Origin of the sequence: Pseudomonas violetae (assembly GCF_023072615.1) — a bacterium.
GTDB classification, from domain to species: domain Bacteria; phylum Pseudomonadota; class Gammaproteobacteria; order Pseudomonadales; family Pseudomonadaceae; genus Aquipseudomonas; species Aquipseudomonas violetae.
Genome location: NZ_JAKNRW010000030.1, coordinates 1 through 19,409, shown reverse-complemented (window position 1 = coordinate 19,409; position 19,409 = coordinate 1). Strand labels below are relative to the sequence as shown.

At 60.6% G+C, this 19,409-nt stretch carries 21 protein-coding genes and 1 pseudogene; 8 read left to right on the top strand and 14 right to left on the bottom strand.

The window, feature by feature from the left end; translation table 11 throughout:
- Positions 1-28: 28 nt before the first annotated feature.
- Entirely contained in the window at positions 29-2,230 is a 2,202-nt protein-coding gene (locus L9059_RS24075) for an OsmC domain/YcaO domain-containing protein (RefSeq protein WP_247293383.1), read from the bottom strand.
- Between the two features lie 156 nt (positions 2,231-2,386).
- The gene (locus L9059_RS24070) at positions 2,387-2,941 is read right to left on the bottom strand and encodes a cysteine hydrolase family protein (protein ID WP_247293382.1); all 555 of its coding nucleotides are present in this window, start codon (positions 2,939-2,941) and stop codon (positions 2,387-2,389) included.
- Between the two features lie 101 nt (positions 2,942-3,042).
- Here L9059_RS24070 and L9059_RS24065 point away from each other — a divergent pair, with 101 nt between their 5' ends.
- The 3 genes from L9059_RS24065 to L9059_RS24055 all read left to right on the top strand — a co-directional run bounded on the left by L9059_RS24065 (position 3,043) and on the right by L9059_RS24055 (position 6,013).
- Positions 3,043-4,029 (top strand): GlxA family transcriptional regulator, encoded by a 987-nt coding sequence (locus L9059_RS24065; protein ID WP_247293381.1) that lies wholly within the window; start codon positions 3,043-3,045, stop codon positions 4,027-4,029.
- A gap of 129 nt (positions 4,030-4,158) precedes the next feature.
- Complete coding sequence (locus L9059_RS24060; RefSeq protein WP_247293380.1) at positions 4,159-5,268, top strand: DUF3182 family protein; 1,110 nt, start codon at positions 4,159-4,161, stop codon at positions 5,266-5,268.
- The gene (locus L9059_RS24055; protein WP_247293379.1) at positions 5,258-6,013 is read left to right on the top strand and encodes an alpha/beta hydrolase family protein; all 756 of its coding nucleotides are present in this window, start codon (positions 5,258-5,260) and stop codon (positions 6,011-6,013) included. The genes L9059_RS24060 and L9059_RS24055 overlap by 11 nt, the downstream gene beginning before the upstream one ends.
- A 108-nt stretch (positions 6,014-6,121) precedes the next feature.
- Here the strand turns inward: L9059_RS24055 and L9059_RS24050 are convergent, their stop codons facing one another.
- The 4 genes and pseudogenes from L9059_RS24050 to L9059_RS24035 all read right to left on the bottom strand — a co-directional run.
- Positions 6,122-7,108: a lysylphosphatidylglycerol synthase domain-containing protein gene (locus L9059_RS24050; protein WP_247293378.1), complete on the bottom strand. Its 987-nt coding sequence runs from the start codon at positions 7,106-7,108 to the stop codon at positions 6,122-6,124.
- Entirely contained in the window at positions 7,095-8,387 is a 1,293-nt protein-coding gene (gene clsB, locus L9059_RS24045) for a cardiolipin synthase ClsB (RefSeq protein ID WP_247293377.1), read from the bottom strand. The genes L9059_RS24050 and clsB overlap by 14 nt, the downstream gene beginning before the upstream one ends.
- Entirely contained in the window at positions 8,384-9,178 is a 795-nt protein-coding gene (locus L9059_RS24040) for an endonuclease/exonuclease/phosphatase family protein (RefSeq protein ID WP_247293376.1), read from the bottom strand. The genes clsB and L9059_RS24040 overlap by 4 nt, the downstream gene beginning before the upstream one ends.
- 2 nt (positions 9,179-9,180) lie before the next feature.
- A pseudogene (locus L9059_RS24035) lies at positions 9,181-9,477 on the bottom strand (DUF72 domain-containing protein); the annotation flags it as partial.
- A 397-nt stretch (positions 9,478-9,874) separates the two neighbouring features.
- Here L9059_RS24035 and L9059_RS24030 point away from each other — a divergent pair.
- Positions 9,875-10,759, top strand: coding sequence for a sugar nucleotide-binding protein (locus L9059_RS24030; protein WP_247293375.1), 885 nt, complete (start codon positions 9,875-9,877; stop codon positions 10,757-10,759).
- Entirely contained in the window at positions 10,752-11,681 is a 930-nt protein-coding gene (locus L9059_RS24025) for an NAD-dependent epimerase/dehydratase family protein (protein WP_247293374.1), read from the top strand. Before L9059_RS24030 ends, L9059_RS24025 begins: the two co-directional genes overlap by 8 nt.
- A gap of 159 nt (positions 11,682-11,840) precedes the next feature.
- Here the strand turns inward: L9059_RS24025 and L9059_RS24020 are convergent, their stop codons facing one another.
- The 5 genes from L9059_RS24020 to L9059_RS24000 all read right to left on the bottom strand — a co-directional run bounded on the left by L9059_RS24020 (position 11,841) and on the right by L9059_RS24000 (position 15,796).
- A complete protein-coding gene (locus tag L9059_RS24020; protein ID WP_247293373.1) occupies positions 11,841-12,539 on the bottom strand; it encodes an OmpW/AlkL family protein in 699 nt (232 codons plus the stop codon).
- Positions 12,540-12,664: 125 nt separating this feature from the next.
- Positions 12,665-13,183 carry a DUF3299 domain-containing protein gene (locus tag L9059_RS24015; RefSeq protein WP_247293372.1) on the bottom strand — a complete coding sequence of 173 codons (519 nt, stop codon included), beginning with the start codon at positions 13,181-13,183 and terminating at the stop codon, positions 12,665-12,667.
- A gap of 11 nt (positions 13,184-13,194) precedes the next feature.
- On the bottom strand, positions 13,195-14,460 hold the full coding sequence (locus L9059_RS24010) for an ABC transporter permease (protein ID WP_247293371.1): 1,266 nt from the start codon (positions 14,458-14,460) through the stop codon (positions 13,195-13,197).
- A gap of 1 nt (position 14,461) precedes the next feature.
- Positions 14,462-15,172 carry an ABC transporter ATP-binding protein gene (locus L9059_RS24005; RefSeq protein ID WP_247293370.1) on the bottom strand — a complete coding sequence of 237 codons (711 nt, stop codon included), beginning with the start codon at positions 15,170-15,172 and terminating at the stop codon, positions 14,462-14,464.
- A gap of 33 nt (positions 15,173-15,205) precedes the next feature.
- Complete coding sequence (locus L9059_RS24000; RefSeq protein ID WP_247293369.1) at positions 15,206-15,796, bottom strand: DUF2796 domain-containing protein; 591 nt, start codon at positions 15,794-15,796, stop codon at positions 15,206-15,208.
- Between the two features lie 134 nt (positions 15,797-15,930).
- On the opposite strand from L9059_RS24000, the gene L9059_RS23995 reads away from it, so the two are divergent.
- Positions 15,931-16,272, top strand: a complete 342-nt coding sequence (locus tag L9059_RS23995) for a hypothetical protein (RefSeq protein ID WP_247293368.1) — start codon at positions 15,931-15,933, stop codon at positions 16,270-16,272.
- A gap of 105 nt (positions 16,273-16,377) precedes the next feature.
- On the opposite strand, the gene trxA is transcribed toward L9059_RS23995, so the two are convergent.
- The 3 genes from trxA to L9059_RS23980 all read right to left on the bottom strand — a co-directional run bounded on the left by trxA (position 16,378) and on the right by L9059_RS23980 (position 18,505).
- On the bottom strand, positions 16,378-17,250 hold the full coding sequence (gene trxA, locus L9059_RS23990; RefSeq protein ID WP_247293367.1) for a thioredoxin: 873 nt from the start codon (positions 17,248-17,250) through the stop codon (positions 16,378-16,380).
- Positions 17,251-17,387: 137 nt separating this feature from the next.
- Positions 17,388-18,044 carry a class I SAM-dependent methyltransferase gene (locus L9059_RS23985; RefSeq protein ID WP_247293366.1) on the bottom strand — a complete coding sequence of 219 codons (657 nt, stop codon included), beginning with the start codon at positions 18,042-18,044 and terminating at the stop codon, positions 17,388-17,390.
- Positions 18,041-18,505, bottom strand: a complete 465-nt coding sequence (locus L9059_RS23980; protein WP_247293365.1) for a YbaY family lipoprotein — start codon at positions 18,503-18,505, stop codon at positions 18,041-18,043. The genes L9059_RS23985 and L9059_RS23980 overlap by 4 nt, the downstream gene beginning before the upstream one ends.
- A 128-nt stretch (positions 18,506-18,633) precedes the next feature.
- Here L9059_RS23980 and nrdR point away from each other — a divergent pair, with 128 nt between their 5' ends.
- Positions 18,634-19,098: a transcriptional regulator NrdR gene (gene nrdR, locus L9059_RS23975; RefSeq protein ID WP_003228656.1), complete on the top strand. Its 465-nt coding sequence runs from the start codon at positions 18,634-18,636 to the stop codon at positions 19,096-19,098.
- On the top strand, positions 19,095-19,409 hold a 315-nt coding region (gene ribD, locus L9059_RS23970), incomplete at its 3' end, for a bifunctional diaminohydroxyphosphoribosylaminopyrimidine deaminase/5-amino-6-(5-phosphoribosylamino)uracil reductase RibD (protein ID WP_247293364.1). The genes nrdR and ribD, both read left to right, overlap by 4 nt.

The following is a 19,409-nucleotide window of genomic DNA, read 5'->3' as shown; positions in this document are numbered from 1 at the left end:
CAGCAAACGGAACGCCGTGCGGCCGCTCCTACAAAAACGTAGTCACATTGGCCCGCGCCGAGTGCAGTTTCTTGTAGCTGTCGATCAGCCGCAGATGCCGATCCAACCCTTCCAGCTTCATGCTGGTCGGCGTCAAGCCATGGAAGCGCACGCTACCGTCCACCGACCCGATCGCTGCATCCGTTCGCTCGTTGCCAAACATCCGGCGGAAATTGGCCTCGTAGTCTTCCAGTTCCAGGTCTTCGTCCAGCTTCATTTCCAGCACCACGTTGACTGCCTGATAGAACAGGCCACGTTCAACCGTGTTGTCGTTGTACTGCAGGAACATTTCCACCGCCTCTTTCGCCTCTTCATATTGCTGCAAGGCGAGATAGATCAGCAGCTTCAACTCCAGGATCGTCAACTGACCCCAGGCGGTGTTGTCATCAAATTCGATGCCGATCAACGAAGTGATGTCGGTGTAGTCGTCCAGCTCACTTTCCACCAGGCGCTCAACCAGTGCCCGCAGTTCCTCTTCATCCAGGCGATGCAGATTGAGGATGTCGGCGCGGAAGAACAGCGCTTTGTTGGTGTTGTCCCAGATCAGGTCGTCCGCAGGGTAGATTTCCGAATAGTCTGGCACCAGGATGCGGCACGCCTTGGCGCCGATATGTTCGTAAACCGCCATGTACACTTGCTTGCCCATGCCATCAAGAATGCCGAACAAGGTCTCGGCTTCCTCGGCATTCGAGTTTTCGCCCTGGCCGGAGAAATCCCACTCTACAAATTCGTAATCCGATTTTGAGCTGAAGAAGCGCCACGACACTACGCCGCTCGAGTCGATGAAGTGCTCGACGAAGTTGTTCGGCTCGGTCACCGCGTGCCCTTCAAAAGTCGGCTGGGGCAAGTCGTTGAGGCCTTCGAAGCTGCGCCCCTGGAGCAATTCGGTCAGGCTGCGTTCCAGCGCCACTTCCAGGCTAGGGTGGGCACCGAACGAGGCGAACACGCCGCCGGTGCGCGGGTTCATCAGGGTGACGCACATCACCGGGAATTCACCTCCCAGGGACGCATCCTTGACCAATACGGGGAACCCTTGCTCTTCCAGTGCCTGAATGCCGGCCAGGATACCCGGGTACTTCGCCAGCACGTCGGCCGGTACATCCGGCAAGGCGAATTCACCCTCGATGATTTCACGTTTGACCGCGCGCTCGAAGATCTCCGACAGACACTGCACCTGGGCTTCTGCCAAGGTGTTACCGGCACTCATCCCGTTGCTCAGGAACAGGTTTTCAATCAGGTTGGAAGGGAAGTACACCACTTCACCGTCCGAACGTCGCACGTACGGCAGCGAGCAGATGCCACGCTCTTCATTGCCCGAGTTGGTATCGATCAGATGGGAGCCACGCAGCTCACCGTCGCGGTTATAAATCTTCAGGCAGTGCTCGTCGAGAATTTCAGTCGGCAGCGCGTCTTTGCGGCCAGGCTTGAACCAGCGTTCGTCCGGGTAGTGCACAAACGCTGCGTTGGCGATGTCTTCGCCCCAGAACTGGTCGTTGTAGAAGAAGTTGCAGTTGAGTCGCTCGATAAACTCGCCCAGCGCCGACGCCAATGCGCCTTCCTTGGTCGCACCCTTGCCGTTGGTAAAGCACATCGGCGAGTGTGCATCGCGGATATGCAGCGACCACACATTGGGCACGATATTGCGCCACGAGGCGATTTCGATCTTCATGCCCAGGTCCGCCAGAATGGCCGACATATTGGCGATGGTCTGCTCCAGCGGCAGGTCCTTGCCAGCAATATAGGTGTTTGCCTGGGAGTTGGAAGCAGGCATCAGCAGCGCCTGTGCATCGGCGTCGAGGTTGTCCACCTCTTCGATCACAAACTCAGGGCCGGCCTGCACCACTTTTTTCACGGTGCAACGGTCGATGGAGCGCAGGATGCCCTGGCGGTCCTTGTCGGAGATGTCTGCGGGTAACTCGACCTGGATCTTGAAGATCTGGTTGTAGCGGTTTTCCGGGTCGACAATATTGTTCTGTGATAGGCGGATGTTATCGGTGGGGATATTGCGCGTGCTGCAGTACAACTTTAAAAAATACGCCGCGCACAACGCCGAGGAAGCCAGGAAGTAGTCGAACGGGCCCGGCGCCGAGCCATCGCCCTTGTAGCGGATAGGTTGATCGGCCACCACCGTGAAGTCATCGAACTTGGCTTCAAGTCGAAGGTTGTCGAGAAAGTTGACCTTGATTTCCATGGGGGATTACCAGAATAGCGGGCTAGTCGATTTGGCCGCCATTATCCGGCATTTCAGCGGTAAGTCTCGTGGGTGTCTGACGATATGCTCCCGCCGGGCTTTTTTAGCAGGCAAAACAAGGACCAGCCGAAGGGTTCGGCCTGGCCCTTTTCAAGGTCAGTGGCTGGTTGCCAGGAATTCGTCAGTCGAGATCACCTTCGCATAAGCAAACCCCAATGCCGACATGAATGCGGCGTGAACCTGGGCGGCAGGCACTGTGACTCCGTTGAATTCCAGGTCGCGTGAGGCGCAGGCGTCGTGAATCACCGTGACGGTGTAGCCGAAGTCGGCGGCGGCGCGGGCTATGCCGTCGATGCACATGTGGCTCATGCTGCCGACGACAACCAGCTCCTTGATGCCTTGCTCGTCGAGGGTCGACTGCAGTTCGGTTTCACGGAACGAGTTGACGAAGTGCTTGAGCACCACCGGTTCATCGGTGCGGTTAAGAACCTTGGGGTGCAATTTCGCGCCTTCGGAGCCTGGGGTGAAGAAGGGCGCTTCGTCGGAAGTGAACTCATGGCGAATATGCACCACCGAGTCACCGCCATCGCGAAAGGCTTTGAGCAGACGTACGGCGTTGTCGGCTGCAGCATCGGCGCCGACCAGTGGCCACTTGCCTTGGGGGAAGTAGTCGTTTTGGATATCGACTACGATGAGTGCTTGCTTGGCCATGACCATTTCCTCGAAAAGTGTGTGGGTGTGGAATGGAGTATCAGGGGTGGCAGGCGTTCCGAGGATTGGCCGCACCGACAATAGAAGGGGGAAAACTGACAATGAATCTGCAGAGGACTGTCGTAGAGCTGGGCGTGCTGATTTATCCAGGCGCGCAGCTGGCGGCGGTGCATGGGTTGACGGATTTGTTCGGGGTGGCCAACCGGATTGCTGCCGAACATCAGGCTGCACAATTGCCTCTGTTGCGGGTCAGTCACTGGCAGGTTGCCGCAGATCTGCCCCCGATCCGGGTATATGACAGCCATCCCGCGCCCGAAAAATCGCTGGCGGCGGTTTTGATTCCGCCGTCGATTGCCGGTTATACCGAGGGTCAGGCTCCGCCGTCATTGTTCCGCTGGCTGCGCGAGCAACATGCCAGTGGTGCGACCCTTGGTGGCGTTTGTGTGGGTTCGATTCTGCTGGCCGAGAGTGGTTTGCTCGACGGCCGTAGCGCCACCACGCATTGGACTTCGGCCAAGGGTTTCGCCGAACGTTATCCTGCGATCACGCTCAAGGCCGACACGCCGATTGTCGATGACGGTGACCTGATTACCACGGCCGGGTTGATGGCATGGTCAGAGTTGGGCTTGCGGCTAGTCGACCGCCTGCTCGGGCCGAGCATCGCTACCGGCACCGCCAGATTTCTGGTGGTCGAGCACAGTGACAGTGCCAGCGAGTGCGGCAGTAACTTCTCACCTATTCTCAATCATGGCGACGCGGCGATCCTCAAGGTCCAGCACTGGCTGCAAAGCGCCGGGGCGACCGAGGTTTCCCTGACGGCAATGGCGCAACGAGCGGGGCTGGAAGAGCGCACTTTTCTGCGCCGGTTTCGTGCCGCTACCGGGCTTAGGCCTACCGAGTATTGCCAGCATCTGCGAGTCGGCAAGGCACGGGAAATGCTCGAATTCACCAACGGCACGATCGATCACATTGCCTGGACGGTGGGGTATCAAGACCCAAGTGCGTTCCGGGCCACGTTCAGGAAAATCACTGGTCTGGCCCCCAGCGATTACCGTAATCGCTTTGGAGTGGGCGCTGGCCAGAGTTGAACGCTAGATCATGGGAAATGTCGGAGTGATTAACCGCAGGATTCCCTGGCGGTATCCAGCAGGTGGCAGCCGGCTTGATCCAAAGCCCAATCCTGCGACATCCACCAAGCGCATATTGAAGGGGGATGCATGACCCCAACAAACCGCAAGAAACTGGTCGTCGCGCACTCCGTGCGAGCCCAGGCACCTCAGCATGAGGTAGAGACCAACCGCGCTCTGGCGCGTTGGCTGGCGCAGATCCTAGGGCTGAAATTCGGCGGCAGTTACGACGCGAGCGTGCATGGCGATCGCGACCTGTATCTGTTGCCGACCCAGACGCTGGTGGGCGTGGCGGCCGCGCGCGAACTGGGCGTCAGGGGGCCGGAGGATTTGTGGGGTGGCTACGTCGACCACGATTTCATCTGCACCAAAGCCATCACCCATGGTTTGTTCAGTCCACAGGCGCATGCGCCGCAAGGCTGGTCGCCGTTGTTCGCCGAAAGAGTGCGTAAAGTGGTGCTCGACGGCCTCAGTGTCTTTTCCCTGGAGGATGCCCGCCCTGCAGCGGAGTATCTGCTGCAAAGCGGCCCGATCCGTCTCAAACCGGTGCACGGCTGTGCCGGTCGCGGGCAAGAGGTGGTCGACAGCCTCGACCACTTCGACACTATTCTTGCCCGTCCCGAAGCCCATGCGCTGTTTAACGAAGGTGTGGTGCTGGAGCAGGATCTGCACAACGTGATCACCCACAGCGTCGGTCAGAGCTTCATTGGCGACCAGGTGCTCAGTTACTGCGGCGATCAGCACCTGACTGAGGATGGTCAAGGCGAGCAAGTCTACGGCGGTTCAAACCTGCTGGTAGTCCAGGGTTATTACGAGGACCTGCTCAACCTGCCGCTGGCCGAGGATGTGCGGCTGGCGATTCGCCAGGCCCAGGTGTTTGATAGCGCCGCCGACGAGACCTACCCCGGTTTCTATGCTTCGCGGCGCAATTACGACATCGCTCAAGGCCTGGACAGCAAGGGGCTGGCGCGCAGCGGAGTGCTGGAGCAGTCCTGGCGCATGGGCGGTGCCAGTAGCGCTGAGGTGGCCGCCTTGCAGTCTTTCGTCAACGATCCGGGGATGCGCGCGATTCGTGTGTCGTCGGTGGAAACCTACATTGATCAGCCGCTGCCGTCGGACGCTATCGAGGTGTACCGCGGACCTGCGCAAAACAGTGACTTTCTTCTCAAGTACGTGACGGTCAAATCCTATGACGGCTAGAAGCGAAACCATTCAGATCGACATCGACGATGAACAGATGAGCGGGACTTTCCTCAGCCCCAAATCCAAAGTACCAGGCGTGCTCTTTGTGCACGGCTGGGGAGGTAGCCAGGAGCGCGACCTGGAACGGGCCAAGGGCATTGCCGGGTTGGGTTGCGTGTGCCTGACTTTTGATTTACGTGGGCACACCGGCACCGGCATCCCTCTGACGCGGGTGACTCGTGAGGATAATTTGCGCGATTTGCTGGCCGCCTACGACCGGCTGCTGGCCCATCCGGCCCTGGATACTTCGGCGATTGCGGTGGTTGGCACCAGTTACGGTGGTTACCTGGCTTCGATCCTGACCTCATTGCGCCCAGTGCGTTGGCTGGCGCTGCGCGTGCCAGCACTGTATCGCGATGAGCAGTGGCACACACCCAAGCGGGCGCTGGACAAGATTGATCTGCGTGACTACCGCAGCACGCTGATCCGCGCTGATAGCAATCGGGCACTACACGCGTGTTCGCAGTTCACCGGGGATGTGTTGCTGGTGGAGTCGGAGACAGACGACTATGTACCGCATGCGACGATCATGAGTTATCGCGCGGCCTGCCAGCAGACTCACTCGTTGACGCACCGGATTATCGATGGTGCGGACCATGCCTTGAGCGAGCCGGTGTCACAGCAGGCGTACACCTCGATTCTGGTGGACTGGATCACCGAGATGGTGGTCGGTGAGCGGTTGAGTGTTATTCAGTCGAAGTGAGAGGTGTGGCGTTCTTGAAACCATCGCAAGCAGGCTCGCTCCCACAGTAGATTGCGATCAACTGTGAGAGCTAGCCTGCCCGCGATGGCGTCGGTAAGATCGCCAACATCAACCCGGCTTCTTGGCAATCCCCAGCGACTTGGCCTTTGCCTCCACCACCAGATACATCACCAAAGTAATCAACAGCGGCAAGATAAAGTAGATCGCCCGGTACGCCAGCAAACCTGCGACCAGGCTTCCGCGCGAAGCTTCATGCTGCAGCAGCGCGACAAACACCGCCTCCAGCACCCCAAGCCCCGCGGGAATGTGGGTAATCACCCCGGCAATGGCGCTGATCAGCAGCACGCCCAGCACCAACGGATAATCGAGCTTGCTCGGCAACAGGGTGAAAATCACGGCGGCCATCAATGACCAATTCAGCGCGCCCAGTACCAGTTGCAGGACGGCCATGCGCAACGACGGTAAATTGATTTCCACCCCACGAATCAACCACTCGCGACGTTTGGAAAACTGACAGGCCGCCAGATACCCAGCGCTCACCAGCAACAGCACCACCCCGACGCCCTGCAAGGCTGTGCTGCTCAACTTCCAGCCTGGCGGCATGCGCACCAGCCCACTGCTGAACACCGCACCGGCAATCACCATGTAGCCGAACCAGTTGGTCGCCAGGCTGAGGCCGAGGATCTTGGCGATGTTGGACTTGCTTACGCCCAGACGCGAATACAGGCGATAACGCATGGCGATACCGCCGACCCAGGCGCTGAGATTGAGGTTGAAGGCATAGCTGATGATGCCCACGGGAAGGATCTGCTTCCAGGTCAGGTCCTGGCGTATGTAGGTGCGACCGATCAGGTCGAAGCAGGCGTATACCAGGAAACTCACCAGCGTCAGTCCCGACGCGATGATCAAGGTGCGCACCTTGAAATCCGCCAGGGTGTCGAACACTTCATTCCATTCGATGCGCCGGGCGAGCATCGTGAACAGCACGATCAGGGCCAGGAAAAACAACATCGTCAGCGGCCGTTTCCAGCGACTCCAGCGAGATTTACCCGGGCTCTCGGCGTGCGGCGCCGACTGTGTTTCAGCGCTGCTCATGGCGATCGCTCCCGTTCGGAAGGGTAAACAGTTTCAAGCGCGGCTTATGGGCCGGTAACCACCCGGCCCAGGCTGGAAAGTGACGCAGGAAGTGGAACACCAGAAAACCCACGGTCATGTGCCACACCCGCCCACGCGGCGATGTCTGCGCGGACATGGCCTTGCAGTGATTGTTGCTCAGGTCTTCAAGGCGCTCGAACAGCTGACGATTGAAAGTGCGATCGCGAATCAGCACATTGGCCTCAAGATTCATCGACAGGCTCAGCGGGTCAAGGTTGCTTGAGCCAACGGTGCTCCAGTCCTCATCCACCAAGGCCACTTTGCCGTGCAACGGGCGTTGGCAATATTCGTGAATCTGCACGCCGGATTTGAGCAGGTAGTCGTAGGTCATGCGTGCAGCCAGTTTGGCCACCAGCACGTCCGGCTGACCTTGCAGGATCAGCTTTACTTCTACGCCACGGCGGGCCGCGTTGCGGATCTCGCGCAGCAGGCGATAGCCCGGGAAGAAATAGGCGTTTGCGATCACCACCCGGCGCTGGGCGCTGCGCAGCACCTGTCGATAGACCTCTTCGATATCGGTGCGGTGATCACCGTTGTCGCGATACACCAGGCGCACCTGGCCATCGTGATCAGTGACTGCCAGTTCCGAGCGGCGCTGCCGGCGGCGCTGCCACCAATATTTGGCACGGGCAGGACGACCACTTTGCAGCAGGGCAAAATGATGAATGTCCGCCACCGCCGGCCCCTGGATCTCCACGGAGTAATCCTGCTTGGCTTCGGGGCCGTAGTCGAGCAGGTGATCGCCGGAAAAGTTGATGCCGCCGATAAATGCAATCGTGCCGTCCACCACCACGATCTTGCGGTGCAGCCGGCGAAACCAGTTGGTGCGGATGCCCAAGCGCTTGGGGGCCGGATCGAAGATCTGCAAGCGGACACCCGCTTCGCTCAGCGCGGTGAGATAGCCTGTGCTGAGTTCGCCGCAGCCGAAACCATCGAGGCTGGCGGTAACGCGCACCCCTCGTTTAGCGGCGCCTATTAGCACTTCCTGCAGTTCGTTGCCGACCTTGTCTTCGAAGACGATGAAGGTTTCCAAGATGATTTCCGTCTTGGCCTGGCGCATCGCCTCGAACACCCTGGGGAAATACTCCTCGCCGTTTTCCAACAGTTCCACGCGATTATTGCCTTGCCATCCGTACTCGACATCAACGGCTGCGGGCTCGTGCACCGGCGGTACGGAAACGCTGTCCAAAGTGGTTTTCTCCATCGACGGGATGCTCATAGCTCGATCTCCACCGATAGCGGTGCGTGGTCGGATAGGTGGGACCAGGGCCGTGTTGCCAATACCTGCGGACGGCTGGCCTTGAGGTTGCGTACATAGATGCGGTCCAGGCGCAGTACCGGCATCCGTGCCGGAAAGCTGCGCGCGGGCTTGCCATGGTGCTCGGCGAACACTTCGCGCAAACCGCAGGGCTTGAGCAGGGCGTCGGCGCGCTGGCGCCAGTCATTGAAATCGCCGGCGACCATCACTGGCGCATCCTCCGGCAGTTCTTCAAGGCGTCGGGCCAACAGGCGCAGTTGCTCGTTGCGGTGGGTTTCGCGCAGGCCCAGGTGGACGCAGATCGCATGCACCTCCGGACCGTCACCCGGCAGGCGCAGCACGCAGTGCAAAATCCCGCGGTTTTCATGCCCGCTGATGGACACATCGAGATTGTCATGGCGGATGATCTGAAATTTCGACAGCAGCGCATTACCGTGATCACCTGCCGGGTAGACCGCGTTGCGGCCATAGGCAAATTGGGGCCACAGGCTGTCGGCGAGGAATTCGTACTGCGGCATCGTCGGCCAGTTATCGTAACGCTGGGGATGCTGCTCGTGAGTGCCGTGGACTTCCTGCAAAAACACCACGTCGGCTGACACGGCGCGCACCGCTTCGCGCAGTTCAGGCAAGATGAAACGCCGGTTAAGCGCGGTAAAACCCTTGTGAGTGTTGACCGTCAGTACGGTGAAGCGCCGCACGGGGGCGAGGGTTTGCAGTCGTTCTGGCGCATCGGGCTGTTGAGATAGGCTCATGACAGCACCCTGGAGGCGAAGCAGTTGGCCAGGGGTTCATGCACGTCCCGCAAGCGTTTGACGTGGGTGACGAGCTGCGGGGCCTTGACGCTGAACACGAAGTCCGACGGGATTTGGGCGTTCCAATCGGCATACCGCTGCGCACGTTGCAGGGCGTAGAACGATCCATAGATTTCGATGCTGTTGACCGCCCTCGACGCGAATTGCAATTCGCGCTTTTGGGTCAAACCCTTTGGGTAGAAATCCTCCCTCCAGGGCACGTAGCGCCAGCCTGAAATACCCATATGAATCGCCGCCATGTCGCCTCCCGTCTAATGGTCCTCGGACTACCCCGTTCTTTTGCTGACTGCGGGGCGATAGAGAAAGTTTCGACCGGGCTACGGACGGTAGCAGCCGTGGGCTACTCGACACGGCGATCCAGCAGGTACTGAAGGCTGAGTACTTCGTGGACCTTGCGGGTCTTGGGTGACAGTCACCGTCTGGAAGTTGTTGCGGAACCAGGCACTGACCGCGGGGTGGAAGCCCGCCAGGGCAGCGACAGGAGGGATTGGCAAGTTCCTGAGGCAATTTACACTTTACGGGTGACGGTTGCGTACTAAACCCGCAAAATGCAACGATTCCGGCAATTATCAATGACCTCACCCCCGGGTGCTGTCTAAAAGCCATCGTTCCAATCAGACTGGGCCTGCTGACTCTATGCGAATGCGCCTTATGTTACTGGGTGGCGGAAATGCCCTTGGGCAGGCGCTGATTCGCCTCGGTGCGGAGGAAGACATCGGTTTCCTCGCCCCCCGCCCGCCGCAAGACGGCTGGGATGCCGCGAGCCTGACGCAATTGCTCGACGACACCCGCCCGGATGCGCTGATCAACCTTGCGTACTACTTCGACTGGTTCCAGGCCGAGGTGGTCAGTGAACAGCGTCTGGCCGGGCAGGAACGCGCAGTCGAGCGCCTCGCCGAATTGTGCCAGCACCACAACATCGTTCTGTTGCAACCGTCGAGCTATCGCGTGTTCGACGGTTCCCGCGCGACTGCCTACAGCGAAAAAGACGAGCCGGTGCCCTTGGGCCTGCGTGGCCAGGCCTTGTGGCGCATCGAACAAAGCGTGCGGGCCACTTGCCCGCAGCACGTGCTGCTGCGCTTCGGCTGGCTGCTCGATGACAGCGTCGACGGCACCCTCGGGCGCTTCCTGGCTCGCGCCGAGCAGCCAGATGAACTGCTGATGGCCGACGACCGCCGAGGCAATCCGACGCCCGTCGACGATGCCGCCCGTGTAATTATTTCGGTGCTCAAGCAACTTGATTGTGCAGCGCCGCTCTGGGGCACCTACCATTACGCCGGGCATGAGGCCACTACGCCGCTGGCACTGGGGCAGGCTATCCTGACCGAAGCTCGCAACCTGCACCCGCTGGCCATCGAAGCGCCGACCGCCCAGGCTCACGCCGCGCGCCCGGACGCTGCCGAAGAGCCGCAACACGCGGTGCTGGCCTGCAAGAAAATTCTGCACACGTTCGGGATCAAACCGCGTGCCTGGCGCGCGGCGCTCCCGGGCCTACTGGACAGGTTCTATCGCCATGGCTGACGGCCCAATTCTAATCACCGGCGGTGCCGGTTTCATCGGCTCGCACCTGACCGACGCCTTGCTCGCCAAGGGCCATTCGGTGCGCATTCTCGACGACCTGTCCACCGGCAAACGCAGCAACCTGCCGCTGGACAATCCCAAGATCGAGTTGGTCCTCGGTGATGTCGCCGATGCAGCGCTGGTGGCGCGGACTATGGCCGGCTGCAGCGCCGTGGTGCACCTTGCGGCGGTCGCTTCGGTCCAGGCTTCGGTGGATGATCCGGTGAAGACCCACCAGAGCAACTTCATAGGCTCGCTGAATGTGTGCGAAGCCATGCGCCAGGCCGGGGTCAAACGCGTGGTGTTTGCCTCCAGCGCGGCGGTCTACGGCAACAACGGTGAAGGCGAGTCAATCGACGAAGACACGCCCAAGTCGCCGTTGACGCCCTATGCCTCCGACAAGCTGGCCAGCGAGCATTATTTTGACTTCTACCGACGCCAGCACAGTTTGGAGCCGGTGATCTTCCGGTTCTTCAACATCTTCGGGCCGCGCCAGGATCCGTCCTCGCCGTACTCCGGGGTGATCAGCATCTTCAGCGAACGGGCGCAGAAAGGCCTGCCGATCACCGTGTTTGGTGATGGCGAGCAGACCCGGGATTTTGTCTATGTCGAAGACCTGGTCGATCTGCTGGTGCAAGCAATCGAGAAGCCGCAGGTCGAGGTGGGCGCGATCAATGTCGGCTGGAACCAGGCGACTACGCTCAAGCAGATGCTACAGGCGCTGGAAGCGGTAGTGGGTGAGTTGCCGCCGGTGAGCTACGGTCCGGCGCGCTCCGGGGATATTCGTCATTCACGGGCGAACAATCGACGGTTGCTGGAGCGGTTTACCTATCCGGAGCAGACGCCAATGAATGTGGGATTGGCGCGGTTATTGGGGCGCTGAATTCTACTGCAATGCAAAAGGCGCCTTCAAAGGCGCCTTTTTCGTTTCTGGACGGGTGTTGACCGTGCCGACGCCTTCGCGAGCAAGCCCGCTCCCACAGTGGATCGCATTCTCCTGTGGGAGCGGGTTTGCTCGCGAAGGCGTTCCGACGAAAGCGGTTTAGAATTTGTAACCGAGCCCGACCATATAGATGAACGGGTCCACATCCACGTCGACCTTGGCCCGGGTGCCCGGCGCCACTGCGTTGTTTTCCACGGTGGCGGTGGTGTCGATGTCGATGTAGCGCACCTGTGCGTTGAGCATGATGTTGTCGGTGATCATGTAGTCGGCACCGACCTGGAACGCCATGCCCCAGGAGTTTTCCGCCTTGAAATTGCTGAAGCCGTTGGCACTGGCTTCACTGCCGACGTGCTCGTCGTATATCCAGGTGTAGTTGATGCCGGCACCCACATACGGCTGGAATACAGACTTGTGATCCAGCGGGTAGTACACCACGCTCAGGGTCGGCGGCAGATGTTTGAGCGAGCCGAGTTTGCCGTTGGCCGCGCCCAGGGCAGTGCCCTTGATCTTCACGTCATGCTCGAACGGGGAGGCCGCGAGCAATTCGATACCCCAGTTGTTGTCGATCATGTAGGCGAAGTTCAAACCCAGTTGCGTGTCGCTGCTCATGGTCGCCTTGCCACCCAGGTTGGCACCCGCCAGCGGGCCCTGGTCGACCTTGACGCTGGAGCTGTCGGCTTTCGGGTTGACGGTGATCGCACCGGCGCGAACGATGATGTCGCCAGCTTCGTGGGCGTGGGCAAGCGGGGCTGCGAGCGCGAGGGCAAACAGCGAAGCGCAGAGCGCGGACTTGTGCATGAGGGCTCCAAAGGACGTTAAAAGTTTTCGATGTCCAATGGTAAGGTGGCTAACAATCAGGACTTTTGATGCAGCTCAATGAAACAGTGATGGGGCCCTTACAAACAGCATAAAATGACCGGGGTTTACTCCGGCAGCTCATACACATAAATCTTGTTTGCATCCATCTGATATCCGGCGTCCGCCAGTTCGCTGCTCGACGCCTTGACCTGCAACGGCCCCTCGATCCAGTACGGCTGATACAGCTCGTCCAACTTCACACCCACTTCACTTTTCACATGCACGATCTGGTTCGACGGCGGAGGCGGCACGTGGATGCAGGCGCCGAAGTAGGGCACCAGCAGAAACTCCGTCGTGCGACCTTCCTCACTCACTTCCAGTGGCACGATGTACCCCGGCAGGCGAATATTCTGGCCGTCGAGTCCCTGCACCACTGGCGCATTCGGCATGTCCTGCTTCGCCGCTGGCGCCGACTCGGCAGACAGCGCACTGCTCATCTGCGACAGGTCGTGCAGGGGCGTCATGTTAGGCACTTCCGGCGCTGCGTCCGGCGGGATCATTTCCGACCAGGTCAGGTCCTTGGGCTCGGCTGCCCACAGGGGCAGGGCGAACAGCATCAACAGCGCGAGCAGGGCGCGGGGCATCTTCGACTTCCTCATAAACGGATCGACAAGCCATCGGCAAGAGATTGGCGATACGCACGCCAGGCCGGCACGCTGCCCATCAGCAACGCGGCGCACAGGATGCCACCGAGCAGCGTCCATTCATATTCACTTGGCCACGCCAATGGTAAATACAAACCGTAATTGGCCTGCACATACCCTTGGGCGCCTGCGATGCATACGTACAGCAGGGCCACGCCAGCAATCACCCCGGACAGCGCCAGGGCAAACGCCTCCAGCACCAGCAACGAAGCAATGTGCCAGGGACGAGCGCCGACCGAACGCAGAATTGCCATCTCGCGCCGGCGTTCGTTGAGGCTGGTGAGAATCGCCGTGAGCATGCCGATCAATCCGGTCAGCACCACGAACAGCGACACCACGAACAAGGCTTTTTCCGCCGTGCTCATCAAGCTCCACAATTCCTGCAGGGCGACGCCGGGCAGGATGGCAAGCATCGGCTCACCGCGAAATTCATTGATCTCGCGTTGCAGGGCGAAGGTGGAAATCTTGCTGTTCAGGCCCAACATGAAGGCGGTGATCGCTTGCGGCGTGAGGTCCATGTTACGCGCCTGATCGGCACTGATGCGCCCATTGCCCCGGGCCGGTACGCCGTTGTGCCAGTCGACGTGAATCGCCTCCATGCCACCCAGGCTGATGTGCAATGTACGGTCTACGGGGGTGCCGGTGCGTTTGAGGATGCCGACCACGGTGAACGGCTTGTCATCGTGCTTGACCAGGCTGATCACCGCGACGCCATGGGCCAGGACCAGTTTGTCGCCGAGTTTGTAGTGCAGCGCATCCGCCACTTCGGCGCCTAGCACCACTTCAAATGGATCGGTGGCGAATGCCCGGCCTTCGGCCAGATGCAGGTGCTGCGTGCGGCCGTACTGGTAGTGCTCGAAGTACGCCTCGGTGGTCCCCATCACCCGATAACCACGATGGGAATCGCCCAGGGACATCGGGATGGCCCACTTCACTTTCGGGTTGTTGGCGAAGTGTTCGAAGCTGTCCCAGCGAATGTTATTGGTGGCATTGCCGATGCGAAACACCGAATACAGCAGCAGGTTTACCGAGCCGGAGCGCGCGCCGACAATGAGGTCGGTGCCACTTATGGTGCTGGCGAAGCTGGCCTTGGCTTCGGTACGAACGCGTTCCACGGCCAGCAGAAGGCAGACCGACAAGGCAATGGCGAGCGCAGTGAGGATCGCAGTGAAGCGGCGATTAGCCAGGCTGGCCATGGCTAGACGAAACAGATACATCTCACACCTCTTCGGACGCGGCGGCGCGGTTGAGCTCGGCCAGGGACAGATGGCGGTCGAACAGTGGCGCCAGGCTCTGGTCGTGGCTGACGAACAACAGGCTCGAGCCGGCGTCGCGGCATTCGGCAAACAGCAGACGAATGAAGTTTTCGCGGGCGTCATAGTCCAGCGCCGAGGTTGGCTCGTCGGCGATCACCAGTTCCGGCTGGCCGATCAGAGCACGGGCGGCGGCTACTCGCTGCTGCTGACCGATGGAAAGGGAGTCGGCGCGTCGGCTCAACAGGTGCTGATCTTTCAGCCCCAGATGGGCAAGCAGGGTGGCGGCAGCCTGGTCGACGCTGCCATGACGCTGGATGGCCCGTTCGGCACGCAGCCTGGAGAAATGGCAGGGCAACTCGACGTTCTCGCGCACCGAGAGAAATGGCAGCAGGTTGAACTGCTGGAAGATGTAGCCGGTGTGATCGACGCGAAACGTGTCGCGAGCACCCGCGGACAACTCGGTCAGCTCCTGGCCAAGCAGCCGAATGCTGCCGCGATCGGGCTTCTGCACGCCGCCGAGCAGGCCCAGCAGGGTGGTCTTGCCGCTGCCGCTGGGGCCTTTGAGAAACAAGGTCTCACCGGCCTCCAGGCGAAACGCCGGGATGTCGAGCAATGGTGGATGACCGGGCCAGCTGAAGCCCAGGTCGGACAGTTCAATGAGAGGTTGGGTCATAGCACCGGTTTCATAAGCGTAAGGGGGGGAGGTTTAGAATTTAAGGGCGGCCGCCTTGGCCGTCACTTCAACGCCTTGCTGCCCGCTCGGACCGATCAGTTGTACCTGAATTTTCTGGGTGGCCGGGAAGGTATTGAAGACATTCGCCAGGTCCAGGGACTTCAGTGCCGCCGGTGTCGAGCAGGTGAAGTGGTAGTGGGCGTGGATTTCGCTGTGATCGTGGTGGTGCTCGCCCTTGGCTGCTTCATCGTGATCATCCTCGGCGTGGGGCTTGTCACCGAACAGCGGGCTTTCCAGCGCCTGGTTGGCGACCACACAGCCGGCAGCTTTCGGCAGGCTGAACAGGGCCAGGGGCTTTTCCAGCTGTGCACGGGCGGTGGCGACCTTGGCTTTGTCGGCATCGGTGGTGGCTTGGTGTTCGAAACCGACTATGTTCATGGCCGGGCTTTCCAGCTCCAGCTCCAGCGTCTGACCATCCAGCGCCGCATTCAATCGGCCGACGCCATGCTCATGGGCTTCCAGGCTGCCGTGTTCATGGTCGTGATCATGTTCATGGGCTTGGGCGGCGTGAGCATTGGCCAACGGCAACAGGGCGAACGGCAAAGCGAGCAACAGACAACGCATGGGAATTCTCCGGGCGGAAGGTAAATAAAATGTTATGTAATCTTATAACGTATGCGTGCAGAGTTTGACTGCCTGCTTGGCGTTGCACAAGTCCCGTGGGAGCATGCGCAGAAGAAAAATGTGGGAGCAGACTCATGTTGCGTATACGCGGGAGCATCGGCGCATGGCCGGTGGATTTGACGTTAGAGATGGACGACGCGGATTGGGCGCGGCTCGGCGCGCAGTTGCAGGTCGCGCCGGTTGAAGCCAGCGCGGCGCCTGCGGCGAAACCGGTCAATCAGGACGATGCGCTGTGGCAGGTCGCCAAGGACCTGTTGCGCAAGGCCGGGCAGTTGAGCGGGCCGGATTTGCTGGAGCAGTTGGAAGGGCTGGCCGGCAGCGCGGCAGCGGGCAAGCGCCTGTTGGTGCGCTTGCGCCATTGTGCGGATGTGAAGGTGGTCAGCGGCGCAGATACGCCGCTCTACTGCTGGCTGTAGGAGCGAGCTTGCTCGCGAAAAACCTGAGAGCACCGAGGTGAATCAGGTGCCCCGCGTTTTCGTTGACGCCCATCGCGAGCAAGCTCGCTCCTACAGTGATGGCAATCAGTAAAGAGCAGCAAACAACTTGCGACGGTACGTGGTCACCAGCGGATGGTCGTTGCCCAGCAGCTCGAACACCTGCAACAAGGTCTTGTGCGGCAGGCCTTCGTTGTAGCTGCGATTGCGAATGAACAGCTTGAGCAATCCGTCCAGAGCCGCATCGTATTGCTGACGGGCCAATTGTTGGACGGCCAGTTGATAGACGGCTTCATCGTCCAGAGGGTTTTTCGCCAGACGTGCCTTCAGGTCAGCGGCATCCGGCAGGTCCTTGGCCTGGCCGAGGAACTGGATCTGCGCTTTGGCGCCGGACAGGGCGGCCTTGTGGTCGTCGCTCTTGACCGAGTCGAGTACCGATTGCGCATCAGCCAGCTCACCACGCTCAGTCAGGCAGCGGGCGTAGAGAATCAGCGCCTTGGCGTTGGAGTTGTCCTCACCCAGCAGCACTTTGAGTACGGCTTCGGCATCGGCGAAGCGGCTGTCGTCGAACAGCGCCTGAGCCTGTTCGAACGGATCGGCGGCGGCCGGCGGAGGCATCTGCACATGCGGCTCGAGCATGGTGCGTACGGCCGACTCCGGCTGCGCACCGGCAAAACCGTCGACCGGCTGGCCGTCCTTGAACAGCACCACGGTCGGCAGGCTGCGAATGCCAAAGCGGGCGACAATGTCCTGCTCCAGGTCGCAGTTGACCTTGGCCAGCAACAGCTCGCCCTGATAGCTCTCGGCGATGGTCTGCAGCATTGGCATCAGCACTTTGCAGGGCGCGCACCATTCGGCCCAGAAATCCACCAGGACGGGTTTGTGGAATGAGTTCTCGATCACCGACTGGTCGAAATCGGCGGTGGTGGCGTCGAAGATGTACGGCGTTTCCTGACTCATGGGGGATCTCTTGGAAGCGTTAATCTGCTCACTATAAGGGGTGGCGCAAAAGATCGCAGCCTGCGACAGCTCCTACAGGACCAGATTTATGCGCGGTCAACGCAGGAGCTGCCGCAGGCTGCGCTCTTTTGGCGACTTCAAGCGCGCTGCGCGTGGTAAAGACTCACATGCCGAAACTCCTCCGGCTCGGCCAGATCCGGCAGGGTCATCGCCTCGAGCATCTCGATGCGCCGATACAGCGGATGGCGAAAATCCCTCACCCGCGAATCCGCCACCAGCGCTTCTCGCCCGCGACTCAGGAATTCATCGAGCAACGGCAGGTTCGCCCGGTCGTACAGGACGTCAGCCACCAGGATCAGATCGAACCGATCCGCCTCGGCAAAAAAGTCTGTCGAGTAGCGCAGCTGCACGTCATTGAGTTCGGCATTCGCCTGACACGCGGCGATGGCCAGCGGGTCGAGATCGCAGGCCACCACTTCCAGGGCCCCGGCCTTGAGCGCCGCAATGCCCGCCACCCCGGAGCCGGCGCCGAAGTCGAGCACCCGTTTGCCGGCGACCCACTGCGGGTGTTCTGCGAGGTAGCGCGCCACCGCCAGACCACTGGCCCAGCAGAAACTCCAGTACGGCGGTTCATGCAGGATCCGCCGGGTTTCCTCCGGGCTGAAGGCGCGGTCCATGTTGTCACCGTCAATCAGCCAGAGTTTCAGCTGTGTCCCGGGCAACGCGACAGGCAGCAGCTGCGCATCACCCAGCAATTGCCCCAGCGCCTGTTGCAGGTCGAGCGGTGCAATCATGGTGCTTTGACGAATTGCAGCTGACCCATGGCCTGGGTCGTCGGTAGGGTGATGACCTGCGACGGCAGATGCAGAATCAGCTGCCCCGACTGGCTGGCGCGACCACGCAGCTCAACCCGCTGGCCCGCCGGAAAGGCTTCCGGATTGAAGCGCAGATGGAATGGCAGGACCTGATTGGTACCAATCAGGCTGGAGCTGGCGAGCAACTGCTGCGGGCGGTCCTTATCGTCGATCACCAGCAGCGCCAGTTCGACTTCGGCGTCGGCTGGTACGCCTTGCAGCGTGCCGCTCAACTCGCGCTGATAAGCGGGCAAGGGGCCAAGATTGGCCGACTCCCGGGCTTTCTTCTGCGCCTGTTGCGGCGCGGGGCCCGGGGTCGGTGGCTGGGGCTTGGGGGCATCAGTGCCGCAGGCCACCAGCAGGCTGAAAAGGCTGAGCAAAACGAGCGGTCTTAGTGGCATTTACGGCTCCAGCAGGGTGAAATCCATGGATCGGTCGATATAGCCAGTCTGTATACCGCAAACCCTATGGCTTGTCTTGCCACGGGGATGCGCTACCATGGCCCTCCCTTTTTTTGTTGCCTGCCACCATGCACTGTCCCTTCTGCGGTGCCAACGACACCAAGGTCATCGACTCGCGTCTGGTCGCCGAGGGCGAACAGGTGCGCCGCCGGCGTGAATGCCTGGCCTGCGGCGAACGCTTCACGACGTTCGAGACGGCTGAACTGGTGTTGCCGCGCCTGATCAAAACCGACGGCAGTCGTCAGCCGTTCGACGAAGAAAAACTCCGCGCCGGCATGCAGCGTGCCCTCGAAAAGCGTCCGGTGAGTGTCGAACGCCTTGAATCGTCGCTGGTGCACATCAAACACAAACTGCGAGCCACCGGCGAGCGTGAGGTCAAGTCTCTCGTGGTCGGTGAACTGGTGATGGCTGAGCTGCAAAAGCTCGATGAAGTCGCCTACATTCGTTTTGCCTCCGTGTATCGCCGCTTCCAGGACCTTAACGAGTTCCGCGAAGAGATCGATCGCCTGGCCCGTGAGCCGGTGAAAGAATGAGTACCTCCGCAGAGCAAGCCGTCCTCGACGCCCACTACATGGCCCGCGCCCTGGAACTGGCGCGCAAAGGTCATTACACGACCCACCCCAACCCGCGGGTCGGCTGTGTGATCGTGCGCGACGGGCAGATCGTCGGCGAAGGCTGGCACGAGCGCACGGGTGAACCTCACGCTGAGGTCCATGCGCTGCGCGCTGCCGGCGACAAGGCTCGTGGGGCCACCGCCTATGTGACCCTGGAACCTTGCAGCCATCACGGCCACACGCCACCCTGCGCCGACGCGCTGGTCAATGCCGGCCTGGCACGGGTGGTG